The sequence below is a fragment of the Gracilibacillus sp. JCM 18966 genome (genome assembly GCF_055392695.1).
Genome location: NZ_AP043883.1, coordinates 3,780,203 through 3,805,254, shown reverse-complemented (window position 1 = coordinate 3,805,254; position 25,052 = coordinate 3,780,203). Strand labels below are relative to the sequence as shown.

Below are 25,052 nucleotides of genomic sequence, written 5' to 3'. Positions count from 1 at the left end.
TCCATATTCTTGCAAGTGACGCTCACATTTTTGCAACTAGCTCCATATTCTTGCGAGTTACGCTCACATTTTTGCAACTAGCTCCATATTCTTGCAAGTCACACTCTCATTTTTGCATCTCACTCTTTATTGCTATTAAATCACTTTCTGAATAATCTGACCACCATCTGTTCATAATTTATCTTAATGCGATACTAGTGAACATTTGTTTAAAAAATTTTAGTAATAGGATATAGTAAATTAACAGATAATAATTCTAATACGAGAAATGAGGGTAATTATTGATTGTTAAATTATATGGGAAGAAGGACTGCTCCCTATGTTTAGATGCAAAGATATTATTAGAAATATTACAAGAAGAGTATGGTTTTGAGATAGAAGTAATTGATATTTATCAAGATGAGACATTATTAGATAAATTTCATTTAATCATCCCAGTTGTCGAGATAGAAGGGGAAATTGTCGACACAGAAATAATTGATCTACCTAAAATAGAAAATTTTCTGAAAACAATTCAGCAAAAATAGTTGAGTCATTCCATACATTTTGATACAATTATTTTGGAAGTTAATTTAGCCATCCAAAATTACTAACCAAATTAGGGAAATGAAGGCTTTCATGACGAAAAGCCCAATTTTTTGTAGTGAGTGGGACGTAATTTGGCTAGGAGGGACATATTTTTCCCGGAGAAAAGGAGCGTTTCTGTTTGAAGGAATTATTAGATATTCAAGAAAAATTATTCCCAGATATTTTAGATGTCATGCAAAAACGATATAAAATTCTACAATTTATTCAGCAAATGCAACCGATTGGCAGAAGAAGTTTATCTGAAAATATTAATTTCAAGGAACGTCTAGTAAGGGCTGAGATTGAATTTCTAAATAAGCATGGATTTATCATCGTCACTTCAAAGGGAATGCGCGTGACGGAAGAAGGAAACGAGATTATTGTCAAATTGGCGCAATTCATGAATGAAATTTCCGAATTCCGTGTTTTAGAAAACCAAATTAAGGATAAATTACAATTGGAGCATGTTATTATCGTTTCTGGGAATAGTGATGTGCATACAACGGTAAAACAGGAACTTGGGAAAGCATGTGTCCAGTACTTAAATACGATCTTAACTTCCAGTCAAACGATAGCTGTGACAGGTGGCACGACAATGACAGAACTTGCGAATCAAATGAAGCCACTCGAACATGCTAGAAATTGTACCTTTGTACCGGCTCGCGGTGGTCTCGGTGAACAAGTAGAGATTCAAGCTAATACCATTTGTGCGCAAATGGCGAAAAAAGCAAATGGTCAATATCGCTTGCTATATGTACCAGATCCCTTAGGAGAAGAGTCTTACCATACGATCATTGAGGAACCGACTATCAAAGAGATCCTTGATCTGATACATGATGCAAGAGTTGTTCTTCATAGTATTGGTGATGCTGTAACGATGGGTAAACGAAGAAAAGCATCCGATCACGTATTGGCAAAGCTGGAAAAGGAAATGCTGTCAGTGAGGCGTTCGGTTATTACTTTGATGAGGATGGTCAAGTAGTCTATAAGGCAAGAACTGTAGGAATACAGCTAGAAGATCTTGAAAAAGCAGACTATGTAGTAGCCGTAGCTGGAGGTAAATCAAAGGCAAAAGCTATCTATTCATACTTCAAACAAGGGAAAAGCAATGTGCTGATTACAGACGAGGCAGCAGCAAAAGAGTTATTAAAGGGTTAATCCCCTTTAAATATAAAATTTAAGTTTCACTTTAAAAAGGAGGAAATTAGCATGGCAGTAAAAGTAGGTATTAATGGTTTTGGCCGTATTGGTCGTAACGTATTCCGTCAAGCTTTAAAAAATGATGAGGTGGAAGTAGTTGCTGTTAACGATTTAACAGATGCAAACATGCTTGCACATCTACTTAAATATGACTCAGTTCACGGAAAACTAGAAGAAGAAGTATCTGTAAAAGGTGATACGCTTGTTGTAGGTGGAAAAGAAGTAAAAGTACTTTCTGAACGTGATCCAGCTAATTTACCATGGGGTGACCTTGGGGTAGAAATCGCAGTAGAATCTACTGGTATTTTCACACAACGTGATGCAGCAGCTAAACATTTAGACGCTGGTGCGAAAAAAGTTATCATCTCTGCACCTGCAAAAGAAGAAGATATTACAATTGTTATGGGTGTAAACGAGGACAAATATGATCCAGCTCAACACCATGTAATTTCTAATGCTTCTTGTACAACAAACTGTTTAGCTCCATATGCCAAAGTATTAAATGATACTTTTGGAGTGAAGCGTGGTATGATGACAACTATTCACTCTTATACAAACGACCAACAAATCCTAGACTTACCACACAAAGATTACCGTCGTGCACGTGCAGCAGCTGAAAATATCATTCCTACAACTACTGGTGCTGCAAAAGCAGTATCTTTAGTATTACCTGAACTAGAAGGTAAATTAAATGGTATGGCAATGCGTGTACCAACTCCAGATGGTTCATTAGTAGACCTTGTTGCAGAGCTTGACAAAGATGTAACAGTTGAAGAAGTAAATGCAGCGCTAAAAGAAGCTGCTGAAGGTAAACTAAAAGGTATCCTTGGATACTCTGATGAGCCGTTAGTATCTGTAGACTATATTGGCAACACGAACTCTTCTACTATTGATGGACTTTCTACAATGGTAATGGAAGGGAATATGGTAAAAGTAGTATCTTGGTATGACAATGAAATGGGATACTCTAGCCGTGTAGTTGATTTAGCAGCATACCTTAAAGCTCAAGGACTATAAAATAGTGAGAGATAACGGGAGGGGGATCAATCCTCTCTCGTTTTTCAGTATGACCGTATAAAGTGATCTCGAATAAAATAAAGTCCTAAGGAGGTTCATTCTTAATGAACAAACAAACGATTAAAGATATTGATGTAAAAGGAAAAAAAGTATTTTGTCGTGTAGACTTCAATGTTCCAATGAAAGATGGAGCAATTACAGATGATACACGTATTAAAGCAGCATTACCGACCATCGACTATCTTAGTAAACAAGGCGCAAAAGTAATCCTAGCAAGCCATTTAGGCCGTCCAGGTGGAGAAGTAGTAGAAGAACTACGCATGGACGCCGTTGCAAAACGTCTTAGTGATCTTACTAACCAAACCGTTGTTAAAACGGACCAAGTGTATGGTGACGAAGTAAACCAAGCGGTTAGTGAACTAAATGATGGGGACATTTTGTTAATTGAAAATGTTCGTTTTGAACCTGGTGAAACAAAAAATGATCCAGCACTTGCCAAAGAATTTGCAAATCTTGCAGACTTTTTTGTAAATGACGCATTCGGAGCAGCTCACCGTGCGCACGCGTCGACTGCGGGAGTGGCGGAGCATATTCCTTCAGCTGCAGGATTCTTATTAGAAAAAGAACTAGAGGTTTTAGGGAAGGCTCTTTCTAATCCTGACCGACCATTTACTGCAATTATTGGTGGAGCAAAGGTTAAAGATAAGATTGGTGTGATTGATAATCTTTTAGACAAAGTCGATAATTTAATTATTGGTGGTGGACTTGCTTATACTTTTGTAAAGGCTAGAGGTTTTGAAGTAGGAAAATCACTATTGGAAGAAGATAAGATTGATTTAGCGAAAGAATACATGCAAAAAGCCAAAGATAAAGGTGTAAATTTCGTCATGCCTGAGGACGTAATTGTTGCAGATGACTTTTCCAATGATGCAAATACGAAGGAAGTCGATATTGACAGCATTCCTGCAGATTTAGAAGCATTAGATATTGGTCCGAAAACTCGCGAGAAATATGCTAAAATAGTAGCTGACTCCAAGCTTGTGATCTGGAATGGGCCAATGGGTGTGTTCGAGTTAGAAACATTTGCTAATGGAACAAAAGCGGTAGCAGATGCATTAAGTAAGACAGAAGGTTATACTGTAATTGGTGGCGGTGATTCCGCAGCTGCTGTTGAAAAATTTGGATATGCTAGCCAAATGGATCACATTTCAACAGGTGGTGGAGCTTCCTTGGAATTTATGGAAGGTAAAGAGCTACCAGGTGTAAGTGTACTAACGGATAAATAAGTGAAAGGAGAGGTGACTGATGCGTAAAAACGTAATCGCAGGGAATTGGAAAATGAACAAGCTACTAGGCGAAGCGGTAGATTTTGTCGAATCAACCAAAAACAAAATTGCCTCAGCTGAAAAAGTGGAGGCAGTAGTTTGTGCACCATTCCCGTACCTACCAACATTAGTAGAAAAAGCAAAAGGAACAGACCTTGCTATTGCAGCTCAGAACATGCATTTTGAGGAAAGTGGTGCATTTACTGGTGAAGTCAGTCCGGCTATGTTAAAGGACCTTGGTGTAAGCTATGTGGTTCTAGGTCACTCTGAACGTCGTGAAATGTTCGCAGAAACAGATGAAACAGTAAACAAAAAAACACACGCAGCATTTAAGCATGGTTTAATACCAATCATCTGCGTTGGAGAGACACTTGAGCAGCGAGAAGCAAATGAGACGATGTCCATTGTTGAAAATCAAGTAAAAGCAGCACTTGCTGGACTTACAGAAGAACAAGTGAATCAAACGATTGTTGCCTATGAACCAATTTGGGCTATCGGAACTGGGAAGACGGCTACATCAGAACAAGCTAATGAAGTGTGTACACACATTCGTAAAGTAATTGCAGCAGAAGTTTCCAGTACCGCAGCAGATGCTGTACGCATCCAATATGGTGGTAGTGTGAAGCCTGCCAATGTAGATGAATTGCTTTCTCAATCCGATATCGATGGTGCACTTGTAGGTGGTGCAAGCTTAGAGGCTGAGTCTTTCTTACAGCTAGTGGAGGCTGGTGCAAAATGAGCCAAAATAAATTAGCAGCACTCATCATTTTAGATGGTTTTGCTCTTCGTGATGAAACAAAGGGTAATGCAGTAAAACAAGCAAATACCCCTAATTTTGATCGTTACTGGAATAACTATCCACATAACCAACTAACAGCAAGTGGAGAGGCGGTAGGTTTACCTGAGGGACAAATGGGTAACTCTGAGGTTGGGCATTTAAATATCGGTGCTGGCCGTATTGTTTATCAAAGCTTAACTCGTGTAAATCTATCGATTAAGGATGGAGAATTTTTTGAAAATAAAATCTTAATCGATGCAATCTCACATGCAAAAAATAATGACAAAGCATTACACATCTTTGGATTACTGTCTGATGGTGGTGTACATAGCCATATCCGTCACTTATATGCAGTGTTAAAGCTTGCAGCAGACTACGGTCTAAAGAAGGTATATGTACATGCTTTCTTAGATGGTCGTGATGTTGACCAGAAATCTGCGAAAAAATACATTAAACAAACATTAGAGAAAATGGACGAATATGGGGTTGGAGAATTTGCCACAATCTCAGGTCGTTATTATTCCATGGATCGTGATAAGCGTTGGGATCGTGTCAAGAAATCTTATGATGCTATGGTGTATGGTGAGGGTCCAAGCTATACTGATCCAATCGAAGTTGTCGAAGATTCTTATCAAAACGAAATCTATGATGAGTTTGTCATTCCATCTGTTATTACAGATGAAAATGGTAATCCTAAAGCAACAATTCAAGATGACGATTCAGTGATTTTCTACAATTTCCGTCCAGATCGAGCAATTCAAATATCTCGTACATTTGCGAATGAAGATTTTCGTGACTTTGATCGAGGGGACAAGGCACCAAAGAATATTCATTTTGTCTGTCTCACTAATTTCAGTGAAACAGTTGACGGTTATGTTGCTTATGAACCAGTTAATTTAGATAATACAGTGGGAGAGGTACTCTCACAAAATAATTTAAACCAACTTCGTATTGCGGAAACGGAAAAATATCCTCACGTCACCTTCTTTATGAGTGGTGGACGTGAAAAGGAATTTCCAGGTGAAAAGCGTATTTTAATCGATTCACCAAAAGTAGCAACCTATGATCTGAAACCAGAAATGAGTGCATATGAAGTAACAGATGCGTTGCTAGAAGAGCTAGATAAAGGGGAACAAAATGCGATTATTTTAAATTTCGCCAACCCTGACATGGTAGGTCACTCTGGTATGCTAGAGCCTACTGTTAGTGCAATTGAAACGGTGGATGAATGTCTCGGTAAAGTGGTTGACAAAATTACCGAAAAAGGCGGTTATGCGATTATCACAGCAGACCATGGTAACTCAGATGAAGTAGTGACATTAGATGGAGATCCAATGACAGCACATACTACTAACCCTGTGCCTGTCATTGTTACGAAGGAAGGGGCTAGCCTTCGTGATGGAGGAATCCTAGCCGATTTGTCGCCAACACTATTAGATCTTCTTGATGTAAAGAAACCAGCTGAAATGACTGGTGAAAGTTTAATTAAGAAAGAAAAATAAAGCTACAAACAATAAAATGATAAAAGGAGAGTTTTACATTATGCCATACATTACAGATGTTTATGCACGTGAAGTATTAGATTCTCGTGGTAACCCAACAGTTGAAGTTGAAATTTTTACAGAATCAGGAGCTTTCGGTTCTGCACTAGTACCAAGTGGTGCATCAACTGGTGAGCACGAAGCAGTGGAATTACGTGATGGCGATAAAGATCGCTATCTAGGAAAAGGTGTTTTAAAAGCAGTAGAAAATGTAAATGAAGTTATTGCACCTGAATTGGTAGGAATTGACGTAACACGTCAGGTCGTCATTGACCAGCTTCTTCTAGAATTAGATGGTACTGAAAACAAAGGTAAATTAGGTGCAAATGCTATTCTTGGTGTTTCGATGGCAGCAGCACATGCAGCAGCTGATTACTTAGGTGTTCCATTATATACCTACTTAGGTGGATTTAATGCGACAACTCTTCCAACACCAATGATGAACATCTTAAATGGTGGAGAGCATGCTGACAATAACGTAGATATTCAAGAATTTATGATTATGCCTGTAGGTGCTCCAACATTCCGTGAAGCATTACGTATGGGTGCGGAAATCTTCCATAACTTGAAAAAAGTTCTAAGTGGAAAAGGTTATAATACTGGTGTTGGAGACGAGGGTGGATTTGCTCCAAACCTAAAATCTAACGAAGAAGCTCTTTCTACCATTATTGAAGCAATTGAAGCTGCTGGTTACAAGCCAGGTGAAGAGGTTAAGCTAGCAATGGACGTAGCATCTTCTGAATTCTACGAAGAAGGTAAATACAACCTTAAAGGAGAAGGTGTTGTTCGTACGTCTGAAGAAATGGTTGCTTGGTATGAAGAAATGATCAACAAATACCCAATTGTTTCTATCGAAGATGGTTTAGATGAAAACGACTGGGAAGGACACAAGCTTCTAACAGATCGTATCGGTGATCGTGTACAATTAGTTGGTGACGACTTATTTGTAACAAACACAAAACGACTAGCTCAGGGTATCGAACAAGGTGTAGGTAACTCTATCCTTGTGAAAGTGAACCAAATCGGTACACTTACAGAAACATTCGAAGCAATTGAAATGGCAAAACGTGCTGGTTATACAGCAGTTATCTCTCACCGCTCTGGTGAAACAGAAGATGCAACTATTGCAGATATTGCCGTTGCGACAAATGCTGGGCAAATTAAAACAGGTGCACCGTCTCGTACAGACCGTGTAGCGAAATACAACCAATTACTTCGTATTGAAGATGAGTTAGTTGGTACAGCAAAATATGCTGGAGAAACAGCATTTTATAACTTGAACAAGTAATTTATGATCTATGCCAGTATCTTTTGATTTAAGATACTGGCATTTTTTATAGTTGGTGTTATATAATAAGTGCTAGAAAAAATCGTGGAGGTATTTAAACATGAAAGAAATTCAAGCATCTGAATTAGCGCAGAAATTAAATGAGGGTGAACATTTAAATATAATTGATGTGAGAGAAGACGACGAAGTAGCAACTGGTATAATTCCAGGTGCAAAGCATATTCGATTAAGTGAAGTACCAGATCGATTAAATGAATTAGATGAAAAAGAGCATTACTACATGGTTTGTCGCTCTGGAGGCCGCAGTGGTAAAGCAACAGAATACCTAGAAGCAAAAGGCTATAATGTGACAAACATGGCTGGTGGTATGCTGGCATGGGAAGATGATATGGATTTCCCAAATAAATAATAACGTAGAAGGACCTTCCACTTCAATGAAGGTTCTTTTTATTATTAAAAGGTTTTGTAAACGATGATGTTTTGGGGTGACATGACACCTTATTTTAACATTTGAAACAGACGATTTGCACTTGACTTTTCTAGTCTGGTTCAGTAGTATTAAACAGGTAAATGATAATCTTTATCAATTATATATTATACATAAAAGGGGTCAGTCTTTATGAAGAAAATATTGCTTTTATTCATGTTGAGTACAATTAGTATCCTATTCGTTGCTTGTGGAAATAGTGGGGAGGAAAATTCCTCATCTGATAAGAAAGAGAATGAAGATATGTCGGAGATCACGGTCAATGATTATTATGGTGAACAGCCAATTAATGGAGTACCTGAGCGAATTGTTGTTTTAGAGTGGGTTTATGCAGAGGATTTATTAGCACTTGGTGTTCAGCCAGTAGGAATGGCAGATATCGAGGGATATAAGGATTGGGTGAATATTGAACCAAAGCTTTCCGAAGATATTCAAGATGTTGGTACAAGACAGGAACCTAATTTAGAAGCGATTCGAGCATTGGAGCCAGACTTGATTATCACAGCTAGCTTCCGTCATGAAGCAATATTAGATAGTCTAAAGGATATTGCACCAACATTGGCATTTAATCCATATCCAGAAGAAGGAGAAGGAACCCAATATAAAGAAATGGAAACGACCTTTCAAGAAATAGCTAAAGCCTTACAAAAGGAAGAAGAAGCAGATCAAGTATTGTCCGATTTAGACAAAGCTTATGAAACAGCAAGCACAGAGATAAAAGAAGCAAATATTGATAATAAGCAATTTGTTTTATCACAAGCCTATAGCTCTGATAATACACCCGTAATCCGTTTGTTCAAGGATAATGCGATGGCAACGGAAATTATGACAAAGATAGGCTTAGAAAATGCTTATCAATCAGACGGATTCCAGCTTTATGGGTATGATGAAACAAGTGTAGAAGCATTACAAACTGCTCAGGATGCTCATTTTTTCTATATTGTACAAGAGGATGATAATATATTTACCAATCAGTTAGCAGGTAACCCAGCGTGGGAGGAGTTAGAATTTGTGAAAGAAAATCGGACCCACCAGCTTCCTGGTAGTACATGGACATTTGGCGGGCCATTGTCAGCAGAAGTATTTGCTAATCAGATTAAAGAAGCTCTAGTACAAGCGAAGTGATCATATGACAAGATGGGAAAAACATTATATTTGGACAACGGTTCTGACCTTTGGGGGAGGAACCGTCCTTTTGCTTCTATTGTTATTTATACATATAAATCAGGGCAGTGTTTCTATTGCTCCCTCCGTCATATTAGAAGCCATCTTTCAACCAAAGGATGACCTGGCACATCATACGGTACGTTTTTTGCGATTGCCACGAGCTATTATAGGAATTTTAGCAGGTGGTGCGTTAGCGGTATCTGGTAGTCTATTACAAACCATTACGAAAAATCCATTAGCTTCATCAGGTACACTTGGAATCCATGCGGGATCGTATTTTGCGGTTGTTTTTGCTAGTGTATTTTTTACGACTGTTGCAGGATTAAATGGCTTATTTGTCGCATTTCTAGGTGGGGTATTAACTGCTATTTTAGTTTATATACTTGCAGGTATTAATAGCTCAAATCCTGTTAAAATGGTATTAGCAGGAATGGTTATTACGATGATGTTTTCTGCCTTTACCTCCTTACTTCAAATCTTTTTCGAAAACGAAACAGCTGGTTTATTTTTATGGGGATCTGGTACACTTGTACAAAACAATTGGGAAGGCGTCCAATTTGCACTCCCATTTGTTCTATGTGGGTTACTTGCCACATTATCGATAGCAAAGTCATTAGATATTTTTCTACTAGGGGAAGAAGTAGCAACAGGACTTGGTCAAAAGACGAACAGACTAAGGATCATAACAGTGATGCTAGCAGTTTTTTTAACTGCTGTCACGGTAAGCGTAGTTGGCCCTATTGGCTTTGTTGGAATCATAGCCCCACATTTAATCAAGCTATTAGGCTTTCGAAAACATCTTTCCATTCTGCTTGCTTCCTTTTTATGGGGAGCAAATGTGCTGTTAGGTGCAGACGTATTGGCAAGAATAATCGATCCAAGCTTTTCTGAGCTACCAGTTGGGGCGATTACTGCATTCATTGGAGCACCTTGGCTTATTTGGCTTATTATGCGGAGAAAGAATCGTAGCTATAGTGGTAAGGAAACAGGAGTACTTGTTGGAGCAGTCAACAATAAAAGATTTCAGCAAATGGTTATTCCAGTCCTCTTATTCCTTTGTATGATTACTGTTTTAGTTGGTATATCTACAGGAAATGAAGGATTTCAAGTTGTACAAACGATAAAATCGATCTTTTCTAATCACGATCCGTTTATTCGTAATATGGCGATCGATTTTCGTTTGCCCAGATTGCTGGTTGCTTTTGTAAGCGGGATATTACTTGCCATCAGTGGGTATATTTTTCAAGGAGTGCTTCGAAATCCTTTAGCAGATCCATCCGTCATTGGGATAACCTCAGGTGCAGGGGTTGGGGCATTACTATTTATCTATTTTGGATCAATAACAGCTACATGGGTGCCAGTGGGGGCTTTTATAGGAGCTATTATTGCTTTTCTCATTGTCATGATGCTTGCCTATCGGTCCGAATTCCAACCTACCTTATTAGCTCTTTTAGGTATTGGTATTTCCGCATTTGGTTCAGCGATTATTCAAATTATTGTTGTTAACTCAGAAATGGCTGTAGCTTCCTCTTTAACCTGGTTAGCAGGAACGACTTATGCGAAAGGCTGGTCAGAGTTAGGATATTATTTATTAGGTCCACTCATTGTCTTCATTCCAATTGTTTACCTAGTGAGTGATCGTATTCATACATTGGCTTTAGGAGATGACACAGCAAAAGGATTGGGATTGAATGTTGTAAAAACGAGGTTTTTATTAGCACTGCTGGCAACAATCATTGCCGCTAGTAGTGTAGCAACAGTTGGTACGATTGGATTCGTTGGATTGATCGCCCCACATATGGCAAGGATCTTACTAGGACCTGCCCATAAAAACTTATTTATCACCACAGCCTTGTTGGGAGGAATATTCCTCATGATTGCTGATGTCCTTAGTCGTACTTTACTTGTTCCAAAGGAGATACCAACAGGGATTATCATTGCGATTATCGGTGCACCGTATTTTTTGTGGTTAATGCATCGATCCAATAAAATAAAAATCTAAAAAAAGCGACTTGTCGATTGGACAAGTCGCTTTTTCTATTACTGATTCGTTTTGCTTCGGATAAATTCTTCTACTTCATCTGCTGTATTCATGCTAAGAAGCTGCTCTTTATAAGTAGCTAATTCTTTTTTGGATAGGTGTTTAATTTGGGTACGAGCAGGTAAAATAGAGGTTGCACTCATACTAAATTCATCTAATCCTAAACCTAAGAGAATTGGAATTGCAATCGAATCTCCGGCCATTTCTCCACACATTCCAGCCCATTTACCTTCAGCATGTGCTGCTTCAATCACATTGTTAACAAGGTTTAAGATTGCTGGGTGATATGGTTGATATAAATAGCTCACTCGTTCATTCATACGATCAGCTGCTAAAGTGTATTGAATCAAGTCATTAGTTCCAATACTAAAGAAATCTACCTCTTTAGCGAATTGACGAGCAATTACCGCTGTCGAAGGAATTTCTACCATAATACCAATTTCAATCGAATCAGATACCTCTACACCTTCCGTAATAAGGTTATCTTTTTCTTCTAATAAAATGGCTTTTGCTTGACGGAATTCATCTAATGTTGCAATCATTGGGAACATGATTTTTAAATTCCCGTACGTACTTGCACGTAACAATGCACGCAATTGTGTCCGGAAAATATCATCGCGCTCTAAGCATAGACGAATCGCACGAAAGCCTAGGAATGGATTCATTTCTTCCGGTAGTTCTAAGTATGGTAATTCTTTATCGCCACCGATATCTAATGTTCGAACGACAACAGGCTTGTCTCCCATTTGCTCAAGAACGGATTTATAGGCCTCAAACTGCTCTTCCTCTGTAGGAAGCTCTGTTTTCCCCATATATAAAAACTCTGTACGATAGAGCCCTACACCTTCGCCACCATTGTTCTTCACACCCTCCACATCTTCAGGTGTACCAATGTTAGCAACAAGCTCAACGTGTGTACCATCAGAAGAAACCGTAGGCTCATCCTTTAGCTTTGCCCATTCTTCTTTTTGTTTTTCAAAATCTGCTTGTTTCTTTTCATACTTTTCCATCTCATCATTGGAAGGGTTAATGATGACTTCTCCATCAATCCCATCAATAATTAAAATATCGCCTGCAGCTGCTTGTGTGGTTATTTCCTTTGTACCAACAACAGCTGGTATTTCCAAAGATCTTGCCATAATTGCTGAGTGAGAAGTTCTTCCACCGATATTAGTTGTAAAGCCTTTAACAAATTGTTTATTTAATTGTGCCGTATCAGATGGTGTGAGATCCTCTGCAATCACAATGACTTCTTCATTAATTAATGCAGGATTCGGAAAAGATACATTTAATAAATGAGCCATTACACGTTTTGTAACGTCTTTAATGTCAGCAGCTCTTTCTCTCATGTATTCATTATCCATGCTTTCGAACATTTGAATAAACATTTGCGCTGTTTCATCTAAAGCAAACTCTGCATTAACTTGATCTGTGCTGATTTTATCCTTTATCGGATTAATCAATTCAGGGTCACTTAACACAAGCAAGTGGGCAGAAAAGATTTCTGCATGCTCTTCTCCTAATGATGCGCGAGCATGCTCTTTAATTTTCTCCAACTCTGTTTTTGATATTTCAAGTGCTTCTGTTAAACGATTGATTTCGTTGTCTGTATCTTGGACTGTCTGCTTCTCAAAAGACAGATCAGGAACTGCCAGCTTGTATGCTTTCGCAATGGCAATTCCATTTGATGCTGCTATACCACTTAAGTTACTCATGTAAAGATTACTCTCCTAGTCCTTCTGATTTAATCACATCTACTACTGCATCGACAGCTTCTTGCTCGTCAGATCCATCTGCAATAATCTTAATCTCAGCGCCTTGTGGAATACCGAGGGACATAACACCCATGATCGATTTTAAGTTAATAGATTTTCCATTATATTCTAACGTCATATCAGAGGAGAAACTTCCCGCTTTATTCACAAGTACTGTCGCTGGACGAGCGTGAACTCCTGTTTCATCTGTGATTGTTACTGTTTTTTCTACTGCCATAGTTAAAAACCTCCTAAGGAATTAATTAATGTATTGCTACCTTTTAATTTTACTCTTTTTCTAGGTAATATTTCAAGAATACTATGATAAAAGTTTAAACTTTTTGTAAAAATTCTTTAAAGTAGCACAATTATATTAATTATAATGACTTAGTTGTTTCCATACAAGTAATGTGCTCCTTAATCCAAGTAAAGATGTATTGATAAATTTCCTGTTTATTTTTTTCGTTTAATAATTCATGTCGTTTATCTTTAAAAATATGATAGGTGATATTCTCTAATCCTACCTTCCGATAAAAATGGACTACTTTTAACATTCCTTGACTATATTGACTTACTGGGTCTTGATCACCGGTTAAAAATAAGAGTGGAAGTTCTTTGTCGATTGCTTCAGCATAACGATTGTCTTGGATTTTCCCGATTCCTTCATATAAATCATAAAAAAATTGATTAGATGGAAGAAATCCACAATATGGATCTTCTATATAATTTTTAACTATCTCTTTGTCACTCGACAGCCAATCAAATGCCGTATTTGCTTCCGTTTTTTTATTATAATTAGCGAATGTGAGTTTATTTAAGAATGTTGCAGGAGTTCTTTTTCCTTGTATTGCAATATTCAGACGTGCAAGAAACTTTCCCATATGTAATAGTAGAGGAGGCTGATAGGATGTTCCAATGAAAATGGCACCCGAAAGCTCCCTATCGGCAAAGGATAAATATCGTCGGGAAAGGAAGGAGCCCATACTGTGTCCAAGTAAAAAAATGGGCAAGTCCGGCTGTTCGTTTCGAATAAAGGAGGTTATTTCCTTAAGGTCCTGAGCTGTTCGATCAAAACCGTTCCTTTTCCCGAGAAAGCCTTGTGTATTTGCTCGGTTACCAGTTTCCCCGTGTCCACGATGATCATTGCCATATACGATGATCTGATGGTTATTTAAAAATTGTGCGAGCCCGTGGTATCGTTCAATATGTTCAGCCATCCCATGAGCAATTTGAACAATAGCTGTCGGTGTCTCCACATCCTCCCATTTTCTAAGATAAACGGAATGATTATCGCTCATTGTTAGCCAATACTTTTTACTTTTCATGTAAATCATCTCCAATCGATACACTGCTTAATTCCATCATATCATGTAATTTGGATGAATTTTCAATAAAATAACTTGTGTATGATTATTACTTATGCTACATTGTATTTATGTAATTGTACGTCTAGGGGGTGCTTTCAAGATGATAGCAACTGTTATGACATTGCTCATCATTGATGCAATCGTATTAATTGTTTTTGTTTTATTACAATCTGGTAAGAGTGAAGGACTGTCTGGAGCAATTTCAGGTGGTGCTGAACAATTATTTGGAAAACAAAAGGCGAGAGGGATGGATCTAGTTCTTCATCGTGGAACAGTCATTACAGGAACATTGTTTTTTATCCTAACATTTTCCCTTGCCTATCTGTTATAAACCACTTCATTGGGTATATAGTAAGCAAAAAGAAGAGCATCCTTTGCGGCAAAGCAAAGGATGTTTTTTTGCACGTTAGAATAGGATAAAATTTCTACACAGTAGAGTTTCGATGTAGAGGAAAGAACGTTGACTTTCATCATTATAGTTATAATAGGAAATGAACATAATAAACCTGAGGTGAAAAAAATGAAAATGAAACAACCAGAACCATTTATGTTTAAAGGAGACGAACGTGCGGTATTATTATTACATGGGTTTACTGGGCATTCCGCTGATGTAAGAATGCTTGGTCGCTTCTTAAATAGTAAAGGCTATACCTGTTATGCTCCTATATATCGTGGCCATGGCAAATCCCCAGAAGAATTAATAGAAGCTACTGCTGAACAGTGGTGGGAAGATGTCCAAAATGCTTATCATTATTTAAAAGGTGAAGGCTACGAAAAAATCGCCGTTGCAGGACTATCACTAGGTGGTGTATTAGCACTAAGACTTGCTTGTAATCATCCATTAGAAGCGGTCGTAACCATGTGCTCGCCCATGTTTTTTGATAATGAAGAACAATTAACGATTGGTTTTAAACAATTCGCTAGGGACTACAAACAATTAGAACGAAAGGATGAAGCGACGATCCAAAAGGAAACGGGAGAGCTGTTAGAACATTCGAAGGAATTATTTAAGCAAATTGCAGAATCCATTGAGAGAGTAAAAGAAAATGTAGATATGCTCTATACTCCTACCCTTGTCCTACAAGCTGAAAAGGATGAAATGATAAACCCAGACAGTGCTAATTATATTTATGAAAATGTGGAAGCAGATCATAAAGAGATCAAATGGTATGCAAATGCAGGGCATGCAATTACTTTCAGTGATGCCAAAGATCAGCTGCATGAAGATATTGCACAATTTTTCGCATCACTTGAGTGGTAAATCGTCATAATAATAAGAAAGAGGTGATTAGATGGAGGGACAGAATTTATCTCAAGAGCTATTAGATTATTTTCAAAATAATGCAACGAAGCCTTTATCTGTTCAGGAAATAGAAGAGTTATTAGGATTAAATGAAGCAGAGGAATTCACAAACCTTGTCAAGACATTAAATGAATTAGAAAATAGTGGACAACTCATACGAACTAGAAAAAATCGTTATGGTTTACCGGAAAAAATGAACTTAATTCGTGGAACGATTCAAATGCATGCAAAGGGCTTTGCCTTTTTGATCCCAGAAGAAGAATCAATGGATGATGTCTATATCAACCAAACTGATTTACAATCTGCCATGAATGGCGACACGGTTTTTGTTCGTGTAGAACGCAGTGATGAAGCAGGCAAGCGACCGGAAGGTGTTGTCGTTCGTATTATTGAAAGGCAAACGAAGCAAATTATCGGAACATATGAGGATAACGGAGCATTCGGCTTTGTGATTGCGGATGATAAGCGAATTCCTAATGATATTTTCGTACCGAAAGGACAAGCAAAAGGTGCCATTAGTGGTCATAAAGTAATTGTTGAATTAACGAAATACCCTGAAGGACGAATGAGCGCTGAGGGCGAGGTCATTCAAATATTAGGGCATAAAAATGACCCCGGGATGGATATTTTATCGATTATCTATAAAAATGGGATCGCGATCGACTTTCCCCAAGAGGTACTGGATCAAGCAGAAAGAATTCCGGAGACAATTTCGGAGGGAGATTTACAGGATAGAAAAGATCTAACAAATGAAACAATTGTGACAATTGATGGCGCAGATGCAAAGGATTTAGATGATGCTGTTACCGTTACTAGGCTTGAAAATGGTAATTATAAGCTAGGTGTTTATATTGCGGATGTTACCCATTATGTTAAAGAAAATTCTCCAATTGATAAGGAAGCATTTGAACGAGGCACAAGTGTTTATTTAGTTGACCGTGTTATACCGATGATTCCTCATCGTTTATCGAATGGAATTTGCTCCTTGAATCCACAGGTGGACAGATTAGTATTAGGCTGTGATATGGAAATTAACACAAAAGGAGAAGTTGTCAATCATGACATTTTCCAAGCGGTGATTAAAACGACGGAGCGAATGACTTATAAAGCGGTGAATCAAATTCTCGTGGATAACGATGAAGAGGTGATCGAACGTTATCAACCGCTTGTTCCGATGTTTAAGGATATGGAAGATCTAGCAGAAATATTACGCTCCAAACGTTTTGGCAGAGGTGCGATCGATTTTGACTTTAAAGAAGCAAAAGTATTAGTTGATAAAAAAGGCAATGCAGAGGATGTTGTAATACGTGAAAGATCAGTCGGTGAGCGATTAATTGAGGAATTTATGCTTTGTGCCAATGAGACGATTGCAGAGCATTTTCACTGGATGGATGTACCGTTCATTCATCGTATTCATGAGGATCCAGACCCAGGAAAATTGCAAACCTTCTTCGAATTTATCACGAGATTCGGTTATGTTGTCAAAGGGACCTCGAATGAAATTCATCCACAAGCATTACAAAAGGTATTAGATGAAGTAAAAGGAACAGAAGAGGATATCATTATTTCAAAATTGATGCTTCGATCCATGAAGCAAGCGAAATATGATCCACAAAGCATTGGTCACTTTGGTTTAGCAACAGAATTTTACACACATTTCACCTCTCCGATTCGAAGATATCCCGACTTAATTGTCCATCGTCTGATTCGAACTTATTTGATTCAGAATCAGTTAGATGGAAAGACAAGAGCTCATTGGAAGGAAAGGATGCCAGAGATCGCAAGACAAGCATCTATGAAAGAAAGGGCTGCGGTAGATGCAGAACGAGAGGTCGACGATCTGAAAAAAGCAGAATTTATGCAGGACAAAGTTGGGGAAGAGTTTGAAGGTGTCATTAGCTCTGTTACTAATTTTGGACTTTTTGTTGAATTAGCGAATACAGTAGAGGGTCTTGTCCATGTCAGTTATCTAACAGATGATTATTATCATTTTGATGAACGAGCCTATGCCATGATTGGTGAAAGAACAGGAAATGTCTTTCAGGTTGGAGATACCTTAACAGTCAAAGTAGCACAAGTGAATCTAGAGGAAAGATCTGTTGATTTTGAGATTGTTGGAATGGCCCCAAGAAAAAAACGACCTCATTCCGAGCAAAAGGTTATTCATGCTCGCAAAGATAATGGCGACTTGAAAAAGACTGCGAAGAAAGCACAAAAAACAGGAAAAGGCAAAAAGAAGAAAAATGGTCGCAAAAAGAAAAAGAGATAGGAAGGCTTCCTGTGAGCTTTCCTATCTTCTTTACATAGCATGTTTTCAGCTTTTTTGTTACAATAAAGGGTACGTAGCATTAGGAGGAACAAGATATGGCAAAGAATGAAGGAAGAGTTATTGCACAAAACCGAAAAGCGGGACATGATTTCTTTATTGAGGATACGTATGAAGCAGGTATTGTCTTACAAGGGACAGAGATAAAAGCCATTCGTGCTGGACAGGTAAATTTAAAGGATAGTTTTGCTACCATAAGAAATGGGGAAGTTTATTTAAATAACATGCATATTTCTCCATACGAGCAAGGTAATCGCTATAATCATGAACCCACAAGAGCCCGTAAGCTTTTATTACATCGAAAGCAAATTGATAAACTGATCGGGGAAACAAAACAAGTTGGTTATTCTCTTGTACCACTAAAGGTTTATATTAAAAATGGCTTTGCCAAAGTTTTGGTTGGACTCGGTAAAGGGAAAAAGAAATACGATAAACGTGAAGATTTAAAACAAAAGCAAGCGAAACGAGATATGGACAGAGCTATAAAAGATCGTGTTTAACACGAATTACCAACAGTTCGTAGCTTGAATTTTCTTACTCATGTGTTATAATGAACTTACTTAACAATTTCATATTAGAGTTTGATCACTCTAATCCGTATCTTCTTTTTATAAGGGGACGTTACGGATTCGACAGGGGTAGATCGAGCTCAGGTTGCGCGTCGAGGTTACGTCTCGTTAAACGTTAACGCCAATAATAACTGGCAAAGAAAACAATTACTCTTTAGCAGCTGCGTAAGCACTGTCTAAAGGATCCTTCCTATCATCGCCCATGTGGTAGATTGAAGGGTCTCACTTATCAGTGGGCTACGCTATCATCCACCGTCTGAGGATAGATAGAAGAGACCAATCAGACTAGCTACTAGGACGCCTGTTGGTAGGCAAAATAGTTAGCGAATTTAAATTTACCAACTACACGTGTAGAAGCCTGAGTGGCGATATCCTTGGACGTGGGTTCGACTCCCACCGTCTCCACCAATACATAGTTGGTGGTTTTTTTGATACAAATATATTTAAGAAGAACCTGAGCCCCATATATTATGGAAGTAAAATTTTATGGGACTATGGAGGCTAATTTGATTTCGTATTTAACAATTAAATATACAGCATGTGTTCTTTAAAAATTTCTTTACATTTACAGGGGCACCGAATTGTGCCTTATTAGGTAAGAATTTTTATCCTGTCAATACTTCCTCATAAGGATATTTAATTCTTTCCTCTTTCGATCTAGCAAGTGAAAAAGCTAGTGTAAGTGGGCCTAATTTACCGATAAACATGATACAAGTGATCACTATTTTACCAAGAACGGTTAGTGACCCAGTTAACCCCATCGATAACCCAACGGTACCGAATGCTGAAATCACTTCAAACAAAACCATGATGACAGGTTCATCTTCCACTATAGTTAATATGAATACAGCAATAAAAACAAAGAAAAGCCCCATTGTGGCAATGGCGAGGGAACGTAATATATAAGTTTGATTAATCGTCCTTTCTGAAATGGTTATTTCTTTTTTTCCTCGTAAAAAGGTTAAAACAGATAAAATGATAATAATGAAGGTGGTTAACTTAATTCCACCTCCAGTTGAAGCACTTCCCGCACCAATAAACATTAATAATAACATGAAGAAAACGGTTGGTTCTTCTAAACTACTAATGTCTAACGTATTAAACCCTGCCGTTCTAGGGGAAGTAGCCTGAAAGTAAGAAGCCCATACTTTATCCGTAAAAGAGGCTAATCCTCCTAAAGTACTGGGATTATTATATTCCAAAATAAAAACAATAAACATCGCTACCATGTTCAAGACAAAAGTACCAACTAGCATCAATCTTGAATGGAGAGACAATTTCCTGAATTTCTTTTTATACCATAAATCAGAGAGAACGGTAAAACCAATTCCTCCGATTATAAAAAGAAGCGATATAATAATATTAATCAGCGGATCACCTACATACCCCATTAAACTATCAGACCATAGAGCAAACCCAGCATTATTAAATGCAGATATGGCATGAAACAAGCTGAAATAGATCCCTTTTCCCCACCCTAAAACTGGCACCCATCTAATAGCTAAAAAAATCATCGCTATTGTCTCGATGGTCAAGGAAAAAATAAATAGATTTCGTACTAGCTTCACAACTCCACCTATAGAGGTTTGATTCAATGCCTGTTGAATCACTAATCTTCCTTTTATGCCTATTCTTCTACCAAGCATAATATAAATCATTACCGCAAATGTCATAATCCCTAGTCCCCCAAGCTGGATTAAAATTACGATAATTATTTCCCCAAATAAAGTAAATGCAGAGGGTGTGTCCACAACTATTAGACCAGTAACCGTCATAGCTGAAGTTGCGGTAAATAACGAATCTATCCAGGTAATGGTTTCAGTTGTTGCAATAGGAAGCTTCAGTAATAGTGTGCCGATCAGAATACAGGTTACAAATACGGATATTAATAACTGAGATGGATTCAAATTCATGTATTTCAATCTCATTATTGTCCACCCTTTTTCTCAAATCTCTCAATGTCTTTATTTTGACCAACAATAATTAAAATATCATTTTTTTGAATCATTTGATCGGCAGCTGGTGAAATAATCGTTTCTTCATTCCGTTGAATCCCAATAATGTTACAACCATATTTATTGCGAATATCTAATTGTAGAATGGATTTATTATCAAACTTATTTGATGCTAATATTTCAACAATACTGTGATCTTTTGAGAGCTCTATAAAATCTACAATATTATCGTTGGTTACATGGTGCGCAATTTTCTTTGCCATTTCTCTTTCTGGATGTATTACACGCTCAACACCTATTCGACTTAGAACCTTGTGGTGATAACTATTTTGTGCTTTTGCCCATACTATTGGTACGCCAATTTCTTTAAGAAGAAGAGAGGTCAAGATGCTTGCCTCAATATTTTCACCAAAAGAAACAAAGGCATGATCGACATTTCTTACCCCTAATTCTTTTAATATGTTTTCATCAACTGCATTAGCTTGAACGGCATGAGTTGCGATTTTACTGTATTCCTTTACTTTTAAAGGATCGTTATCCACAGCTAATACTTCTAGATCCATATCTGAAAGTTCCTTTACTAAGCTTCCACCAAACTGACCTAATCCAAATACGGCATAATGTTTTTTCATTTTCATCCTTCTTTCTGAAAGTAAACACAAAAAGACCATTCCAAAAAAAGAATGGTCAATGTATCATTAACCCTTCTCTCTTAAAGTGCTTACGAGGTTAGCTGTCGGATTAGGGATAGAGAGTAGCCCCTCTTAATATAGAAATTCTATATTAAGATTCACCCCAAGATAGAAAATATCTATCAAAAATGGTTCCCCCGCTCATATGATTAAGCAAAAAGGTTGTATTTGTTTTTCAAAATATAAGATACTCTTCTAAATCATATAAGTCAATAGGTAATATAATTTTAGTTAAAGAAATTATTTTTTGAAATTTCTTTTTTGCCCTCCACTTATCAACCTTACGTGTTGATTGAAGTGGAGGGTAGTTCACTGCTATAATGTAACTTGAAACTTACGGATTCAAGACCTGCGGTAATATGTCAAGATACAAAATAAAAAAGATTTAGATATCAAGGTGCAATTTTGTTAAAAAAGGCAATAGGAAACTAGACCATTAATCAAATGTAAATTAATGGTAATTACACAAGGGTTGTAGAAGCTACTTTCTAAGCTTCATGTTTCACGCTCCCTTGTGGCGTGTAGATTTGATGGTTGCGTAGTAGCGCATCCACCAAACGCACTAATTTTCTAGCGGTTAAGACGAGTGCTCTTTTATGTTGGTGTTTCGGTACTTCACGGTATTTCTTCTCGTAATAAGCTTGGTATTCAGGTACATGCCTTCTCACCGAGTTGGCGGCTTCAACAAGGTAATAACGCAAATACTGATTCCCGTTACGAGATAAGGAAGTATCATCTGCCGTAAACCTGCCTGATTGGTGTTTTCGCCAGTATAGTCCTGCATATTTGGCTATTTTGGCCTCTGCTTCAAATCGTTCAATCTGACCGATTTCTGCGATGATACCAGCAGCGAATACAGGTCCAATTCCGGGTGTGGATTGCAGGGTATTGGGTAAGCCAGCCATGATTTTAGTGATCGCTTTATCGATTTGCTTGATTTGTGCCTTCATGGTGCGAATCAGCTCAATAATAGTGCCCAAGATGAGATCAATCGAGTCTTCCACTACCTTATCCAAACGATAGGAAGAACGTACTGCTTTTTGAATGGACTTGGCCACTTTTTCAGGGTCGTGAAAACCATTTTTACCTTTGGTTTGGAGGTAATCAGCTAGGTCTTCGATCGACATCTGAGCGAGTTCTTCCAGGCTATATTTTTCAAAGAATAAGTCCATCATAGCTTGTCCAAACACGGAAGATTCGACGTTTTCTTGAAACGTATTACACTTATAACTCAAGTGTTGAAGAAAATGTTGCTTTTCTTTGGTCATCTGATGTACGAGTTGGTAGCGAGAGCGTGTCAACTGTTGTAGGGCAACGTATTGACTCTCTTTGACCACCGACATCGATAAACGACCAAATCGTAAATAATCGGCAATCACAAATGCATCAATCTCGTCGGTCTTGTCCATGTCTGGATAACTCTTTTTGAAGTTGGCAATCTGTTTTGGATTCATCACAAATACTTGTGCACCAAGCTTACGGAGCTCTTCATCCTGATGAAAAAACATCGCTGGATGAAAACTGTACACGGAAGTGGATTCTAAGCCAATCTTTAATACTTCCACAGATTGTCCATCCATGGTACGAAAAATAGCTTCACGTAAAGCAGTAGCACCAGGTAAATCATTCGACACGGTGAAGGAAGATAACTTTACACCTTCACTATCTAACAAACAAACCTTGATATCAAAAGAACTAACATCTAATCCGACAAATAATCGCATGGGGAATTCCCCTCCTTTCTAAATTAGAATCATTGGAACCTATCTTGGACGCCTCGGGATATCCCTAGTGTGAACGCCGATCAACAACCTCGTGTATCAGTACTATCTCTGTATCGAAAGCCGCCTTGGAGCTACTACCATCCAAGTTCGAGGGACAGAGTGCACAGCCTGCGAGTAGGAAGGTCTGCACGTACACTGGGAAACAGTCTTTAAATGTGGTTAGCCACAGGAGATGACAGAATTGTCCCAAATGATCCTTAAGACCATTATCTAGGAACATCACAAGACGTCCAAGTGTTTTTTGAAATTTATTGCAGGTCAAATGAGGAAAATAGTGAGTCCAACAGATGGGCTTAAATATAATATACGAGGAGATAATGTTATGAAAATCAAAATGTTCATTTTTCTAACATCTTCTAAGGAACAAAAGGAAGGATACAATAGTACGAAATTAGTAATGAAAACATTTGAATCACCCATACGTCCTGTTAAGGGAGATATTATGGATGATCCGGGGTTTGACTCAAGATTTCATAATGGATATGAGGTTGTCAAAGTGACTATAAACTATGATACAAATGAATGTTATGTATCGTTACACCCACTTGCAATAGAACTAGAGGAAATTAGTTTTAGTGATTATCTAGAAAAACTTGTAGCAAATGGATGGAGTATTGTTTCTAAAGAAGAGTTATTAGTTTAATGAATTATAATATGTATTTCCCTATTTGCTAAGAGGAATACATATCTTATGGCAATATATTTATGGATTTTGTTAAGAATGCCTCGTAGCAAGGACGAGGGAAATTTGGGTCCAGTTCCAGCTCTGAAAAGATCCTCAGACGGATGAGGACCTTTTTGGAACTTGAGGAATTTCTCACTGTTAAAATAAACATGTTAATTTATTTTTTGTTTTATACGGAAAAATCTCTTGTTTCGCTCTAAGTCGAATAACTAAATCAGGATTGGTTAGAAATAATTGACCAAATGCTACTAAGTCTGCCTGTTTGGTATCAACGATAGAACTTCCCTTATAAGGATCTATATTGCCTACTGCTATGATGGTATGATCCCAGTATTGTCTAAATAATTCATGAAGGGATCTTTTATCATTTTTGAGCGCATAATCATAATTTTCTACAGAAGGGTGCACGATTTTTATCTTATGTTTAGAGAGAACTTCAATAATAGCTAGTACTATTTCCTCCGGCTGTTCCCATGTGTAATCCTTATCGTCATCTTTTTTCTCAGATATTCTTATACTGATTCTATTTTTTGGTACAACCTTCTTTACTTGTTTAATTATTAAATCTAAAAATCTTAGTCTGTTTTTTAAAGATCCTCCAAACTCATCTTTGCGAAGATTTGTTTTTTCATTTATAAATTGATCAATGAGATATCCATGAGCTGCATGTATTTCAATGCCATCAAAACCAGCTTCCATTGCATTTCTTGCTGCTATTTTATAATCATCTATAATGCTGTATATTTCCTGCTTACTTAATGATTTAGGTGTTTGATATGGGTGTCTTAATCTATGAACGAAGCCATTTGCAGCTAAGGAAGACGGTGAAACGGGAGCATGCCCTCCTAAAACCTTCTGGTGACTTAATCTGCCTACATGCCAAAGCTGTGCAAAGATTTTGGTTTTATATTGATGAACTTCTCTAGTAACCTTTTGCCAACTTAGAGTTTGAGAGTGAGTATAAATTCCAGGTATCCCAAATGTCCCTTTGGCTAATTCATTAATGGCAATACCTTCTGTGATGATTAGTCCTGCACCATATCTTGCTCTCTTTCCATAATAGTCCGCAATCAAATAATTGACTTCACCTGTTTCATTATCAGCAAATCCCCTTGTCATGGGAGCCATGACAATTCTATTATCAAGATTTAAGTTTCCAATGTTGTAATTGGAAAAGATCGAACATGTCATATTATCACCTCATAA

The 25,052-nt window shown here is 37.7% G+C and carries 21 protein-coding genes, 1 other RNA gene, 1 pseudogene and 1 riboswitch; of the genes and pseudogenes, 16 read left to right on the top strand and 7 right to left on the bottom strand.

Annotated features, from left to right (window positions below):
• Nucleotides 1-281 precede the first annotated feature (281 nt).
• The 10 genes and pseudogenes from ACZ5N5_RS18620 (at nucleotide 282) to ACZ5N5_RS18575 (ending at nucleotide 11,372) form a co-directional block, all read left to right on the top strand.
• The gene (locus ACZ5N5_RS18620; protein ID WP_054787044.1) at nucleotides 282-527 is read left to right on the top strand and encodes a glutaredoxin family protein; all 246 of its coding nucleotides are present in this window, start codon (nucleotides 282-284) and stop codon (nucleotides 525-527) included.
• Nucleotides 528-760: 233 nt separating this feature from the next.
• Nucleotides 761-1,725: pseudogene (locus ACZ5N5_RS18615) on the top strand (sugar-binding transcriptional regulator).
• 51 nt (nucleotides 1,726-1,776) lie between these two features.
• Nucleotides 1,777-2,784 carry a type I glyceraldehyde-3-phosphate dehydrogenase gene (gene gap, locus ACZ5N5_RS18610; RefSeq protein ID WP_109983520.1) on the top strand — a complete coding sequence of 336 codons (1,008 nt, stop codon included), beginning with the start codon at nucleotides 1,777-1,779 and terminating at the stop codon, nucleotides 2,782-2,784.
• Nucleotides 2,785-2,888: 104 nt separating this feature from the next.
• On the top strand, nucleotides 2,889-4,070 hold the full coding sequence (locus tag ACZ5N5_RS18605; RefSeq protein WP_109983519.1) for a phosphoglycerate kinase: 1,182 nt from the start codon (nucleotides 2,889-2,891) through the stop codon (nucleotides 4,068-4,070).
• 19 nt (nucleotides 4,071-4,089) lie between these two features.
• On the top strand, nucleotides 4,090-4,848 hold the full coding sequence (tpiA, locus tag ACZ5N5_RS18600) for a triose-phosphate isomerase (protein ID WP_054787043.1): 759 nt from the start codon (nucleotides 4,090-4,092) through the stop codon (nucleotides 4,846-4,848).
• Nucleotides 4,845-6,389, top strand: coding sequence for a 2,3-bisphosphoglycerate-independent phosphoglycerate mutase (gene gpmI / locus ACZ5N5_RS18595; RefSeq protein WP_464372888.1), 1,545 nt, complete (start codon nucleotides 4,845-4,847; stop codon nucleotides 6,387-6,389). The genes tpiA and gpmI overlap by 4 nt, the downstream gene beginning before the upstream one ends.
• Nucleotides 6,390-6,429: 40 nt before the next feature.
• The gene (eno, locus tag ACZ5N5_RS18590) at nucleotides 6,430-7,716 is read left to right on the top strand and encodes a phosphopyruvate hydratase (protein ID WP_054859926.1); all 1,287 of its coding nucleotides are present in this window, start codon (nucleotides 6,430-6,432) and stop codon (nucleotides 7,714-7,716) included.
• A 100-nt stretch (nucleotides 7,717-7,816) separates the two neighbouring features.
• The gene (locus ACZ5N5_RS18585) at nucleotides 7,817-8,125 is read left to right on the top strand and encodes a rhodanese-like domain-containing protein (protein ID WP_054787042.1); all 309 of its coding nucleotides are present in this window, start codon (nucleotides 7,817-7,819) and stop codon (nucleotides 8,123-8,125) included.
• 210 nt (nucleotides 8,126-8,335) lie between these two features.
• Entirely contained in the window at nucleotides 8,336-9,328 is a 993-nt protein-coding gene (locus tag ACZ5N5_RS18580) for an ABC transporter substrate-binding protein (RefSeq protein ID WP_054859927.1), read from the top strand.
• A gap of 4 nt (nucleotides 9,329-9,332) precedes the next feature.
• Complete coding sequence (locus tag ACZ5N5_RS18575; RefSeq protein WP_109983517.1) at nucleotides 9,333-11,372, top strand: iron ABC transporter permease; 2,040 nt, start codon at nucleotides 9,333-9,335, stop codon at nucleotides 11,370-11,372.
• A 38-nt stretch (nucleotides 11,373-11,410) separates the two neighbouring features.
• Here ACZ5N5_RS18575 and ptsP read toward each other — a convergent pair whose 3' ends face one another.
• From ptsP to ACZ5N5_RS18560, 3 genes are all read right to left on the bottom strand, one after another.
• Nucleotides 11,411-13,126, bottom strand: a complete 1,716-nt coding sequence (ptsP, locus tag ACZ5N5_RS18570) for a phosphoenolpyruvate--protein phosphotransferase (protein ID WP_054787041.1) — start codon at nucleotides 13,124-13,126, stop codon at nucleotides 11,411-11,413.
• Between the two features lie 7 nt (nucleotides 13,127-13,133).
• Nucleotides 13,134-13,403 (bottom strand): phosphocarrier protein HPr, encoded by a 270-nt coding sequence (locus tag ACZ5N5_RS18565; RefSeq protein WP_054787040.1) that lies wholly within the window; start codon nucleotides 13,401-13,403, stop codon nucleotides 13,134-13,136.
• A gap of 139 nt (nucleotides 13,404-13,542) precedes the next feature.
• Nucleotides 13,543-14,490, bottom strand: coding sequence for an alpha/beta hydrolase (locus ACZ5N5_RS18560; RefSeq protein WP_464372887.1), 948 nt, complete (start codon nucleotides 14,488-14,490; stop codon nucleotides 13,543-13,545).
• 142 nt (nucleotides 14,491-14,632) lie between these two features.
• Here ACZ5N5_RS18560 and secG point away from each other — a divergent pair, with 142 nt between their 5' ends.
• The 5 genes from secG (at nucleotide 14,633) to ssrA (ending at nucleotide 19,138) form a co-directional block, all read left to right on the top strand.
• A complete protein-coding gene (gene secG / locus ACZ5N5_RS18555; RefSeq protein WP_054859929.1) occupies nucleotides 14,633-14,863 on the top strand; it encodes a preprotein translocase subunit SecG in 231 nt (76 codons plus the stop codon).
• Nucleotides 14,864-15,052: 189 nt separating this feature from the next.
• Nucleotides 15,053-15,793 (top strand): alpha/beta hydrolase, encoded by a 741-nt coding sequence (locus ACZ5N5_RS18550; protein WP_464372886.1) that lies wholly within the window; start codon nucleotides 15,053-15,055, stop codon nucleotides 15,791-15,793.
• 31 nt (nucleotides 15,794-15,824) lie between these two features.
• The gene (gene rnr / locus ACZ5N5_RS18545) at nucleotides 15,825-18,104 is read left to right on the top strand and encodes a ribonuclease R (RefSeq protein ID WP_464372885.1); all 2,280 of its coding nucleotides are present in this window, start codon (nucleotides 15,825-15,827) and stop codon (nucleotides 18,102-18,104) included.
• A gap of 95 nt (nucleotides 18,105-18,199) precedes the next feature.
• Nucleotides 18,200-18,661: an SsrA-binding protein SmpB gene (gene smpB / locus ACZ5N5_RS18540; RefSeq protein WP_054787037.1), complete on the top strand. Its 462-nt coding sequence runs from the start codon at nucleotides 18,200-18,202 to the stop codon at nucleotides 18,659-18,661.
• A gap of 114 nt (nucleotides 18,662-18,775) precedes the next feature.
• Nucleotides 18,776-19,138, top strand: a transfer-messenger RNA (tmRNA) gene (gene ssrA, locus ACZ5N5_RS18535).
• A 197-nt stretch (nucleotides 19,139-19,335) separates the two neighbouring features.
• Here ssrA and ACZ5N5_RS18530 read toward each other — a convergent pair.
• The 3 genes from ACZ5N5_RS18530 to ACZ5N5_RS18520 all read right to left on the bottom strand — a co-directional run bounded on the left by ACZ5N5_RS18530 (nucleotide 19,336) and on the right by ACZ5N5_RS18520 (nucleotide 23,101).
• A complete protein-coding gene (locus ACZ5N5_RS18530) occupies nucleotides 19,336-20,658 on the bottom strand; it encodes a TrkH family potassium uptake protein (protein ID WP_464372884.1) in 1,323 nt (440 codons plus the stop codon).
• Nucleotides 20,658-21,317: a potassium channel family protein gene (locus tag ACZ5N5_RS18525; RefSeq protein ID WP_054787036.1), complete on the bottom strand. Its 660-nt coding sequence runs from the start codon at nucleotides 21,315-21,317 to the stop codon at nucleotides 20,658-20,660. Before ACZ5N5_RS18525 ends, ACZ5N5_RS18530 begins: the two co-directional genes overlap by 1 nt.
• Nucleotides 21,318-21,387: 70 nt before the next feature.
• Nucleotides 21,388-21,543: riboswitch (cyclic di-AMP (ydaO/yuaA leader) on the bottom strand.
• A 322-nt stretch (nucleotides 21,544-21,865) separates the two neighbouring features.
• Nucleotides 21,866-23,101: an IS110 family RNA-guided transposase gene (locus ACZ5N5_RS18520; protein ID WP_054789366.1), complete on the bottom strand. Its 1,236-nt coding sequence runs from the start codon at nucleotides 23,099-23,101 to the stop codon at nucleotides 21,866-21,868.
• 301 nt (nucleotides 23,102-23,402) lie between these two features.
• Here ACZ5N5_RS18520 and ACZ5N5_RS18515 point away from each other — a divergent pair, with 301 nt between their 5' ends.
• The gene (locus ACZ5N5_RS18515; protein WP_464372883.1) at nucleotides 23,403-23,804 is read left to right on the top strand and encodes a hypothetical protein; all 402 of its coding nucleotides are present in this window, start codon (nucleotides 23,403-23,405) and stop codon (nucleotides 23,802-23,804) included.
• 180 nt (nucleotides 23,805-23,984) lie between these two features.
• On the opposite strand, the gene ACZ5N5_RS18510 is transcribed toward ACZ5N5_RS18515, so the two are convergent.
• On the bottom strand, nucleotides 23,985-25,037 hold the full coding sequence (locus tag ACZ5N5_RS18510; RefSeq protein WP_464372882.1) for an oxidoreductase: 1,053 nt from the start codon (nucleotides 25,035-25,037) through the stop codon (nucleotides 23,985-23,987).
• Nucleotides 25,038-25,052: the final 15 nt, after the last annotated feature.

What these genes read in the sequence shown, in the direction of transcription:
- ACZ5N5_RS18565 (WP_054787040.1), bottom strand. Translation starts at nt 13,403, where the DNA reads ATGGCAGTAGAAAAAACAGTAACAATCACAGATGAAACAGGAGTTCAC.
- ptsP (WP_054787041.1), bottom strand. Translation starts at nt 13,126, where the DNA reads ATGAGTAACTTAAGTGGTATAGCAGCATCAAATGGAATTGCCATTGCG.
- gpmI (WP_464372888.1), top strand. Translation starts at nt 4,845, where the DNA reads ATGAGCCAAAATAAATTAGCAGCACTCATCATTTTAGATGGTTTTGCT.
- ACZ5N5_RS18510 (WP_464372882.1), bottom strand. Translation starts at nt 25,037, where the DNA reads ATGACATGTTCGATCTTTTCCAATTACAACATTGGAAACTTAAATCTT.
- ACZ5N5_RS18530 (WP_464372884.1), bottom strand. Translation starts at nt 20,658, where the DNA reads ATGAGATTGAAATACATGAATTTGAATCCATCTCAGTTATTAATATCC.
- ACZ5N5_RS18585 (WP_054787042.1), top strand. Translation starts at nt 7,817, where the DNA reads ATGAAAGAAATTCAAGCATCTGAATTAGCGCAGAAATTAAATGAGGGT.
- ACZ5N5_RS18575 (WP_109983517.1), top strand. Translation starts at nt 9,333, where the DNA reads ATGACAAGATGGGAAAAACATTATATTTGGACAACGGTTCTGACCTTT.
- ACZ5N5_RS18525 (WP_054787036.1), bottom strand. Translation starts at nt 21,317, where the DNA reads ATGAAAAAACATTATGCCGTATTTGGATTAGGTCAGTTTGGTGGAAGC.
- rnr (WP_464372885.1), top strand. Translation starts at nt 15,825, where the DNA reads ATGGAGGGACAGAATTTATCTCAAGAGCTATTAGATTATTTTCAAAAT.
- ACZ5N5_RS18550 (WP_464372886.1), top strand. Translation starts at nt 15,053, where the DNA reads ATGAAAATGAAACAACCAGAACCATTTATGTTTAAAGGAGACGAACGT.
- ACZ5N5_RS18580 (WP_054859927.1), top strand. Translation starts at nt 8,336, where the DNA reads ATGAAGAAAATATTGCTTTTATTCATGTTGAGTACAATTAGTATCCTA.
- ACZ5N5_RS18605 (WP_109983519.1), top strand. Translation starts at nt 2,889, where the DNA reads ATGAACAAACAAACGATTAAAGATATTGATGTAAAAGGAAAAAAAGTA.
- ACZ5N5_RS18520 (WP_054789366.1), bottom strand. Translation starts at nt 23,101, where the DNA reads ATGCGATTATTTGTCGGATTAGATGTTAGTTCTTTTGATATCAAGGTT.
- smpB (WP_054787037.1), top strand. Translation starts at nt 18,200, where the DNA reads ATGGCAAAGAATGAAGGAAGAGTTATTGCACAAAACCGAAAAGCGGGA.
- eno (WP_054859926.1), top strand. Translation starts at nt 6,430, where the DNA reads ATGCCATACATTACAGATGTTTATGCACGTGAAGTATTAGATTCTCGT.
- tpiA (WP_054787043.1), top strand. Translation starts at nt 4,090, where the DNA reads ATGCGTAAAAACGTAATCGCAGGGAATTGGAAAATGAACAAGCTACTA.
- secG (WP_054859929.1), top strand. Translation starts at nt 14,633, where the DNA reads ATGATAGCAACTGTTATGACATTGCTCATCATTGATGCAATCGTATTA.
- gap (WP_109983520.1), top strand. Translation starts at nt 1,777, where the DNA reads ATGGCAGTAAAAGTAGGTATTAATGGTTTTGGCCGTATTGGTCGTAAC.
- ACZ5N5_RS18560 (WP_464372887.1), bottom strand. Translation starts at nt 14,490, where the DNA reads ATGAAAAGTAAAAAGTATTGGCTAACAATGAGCGATAATCATTCCGTT.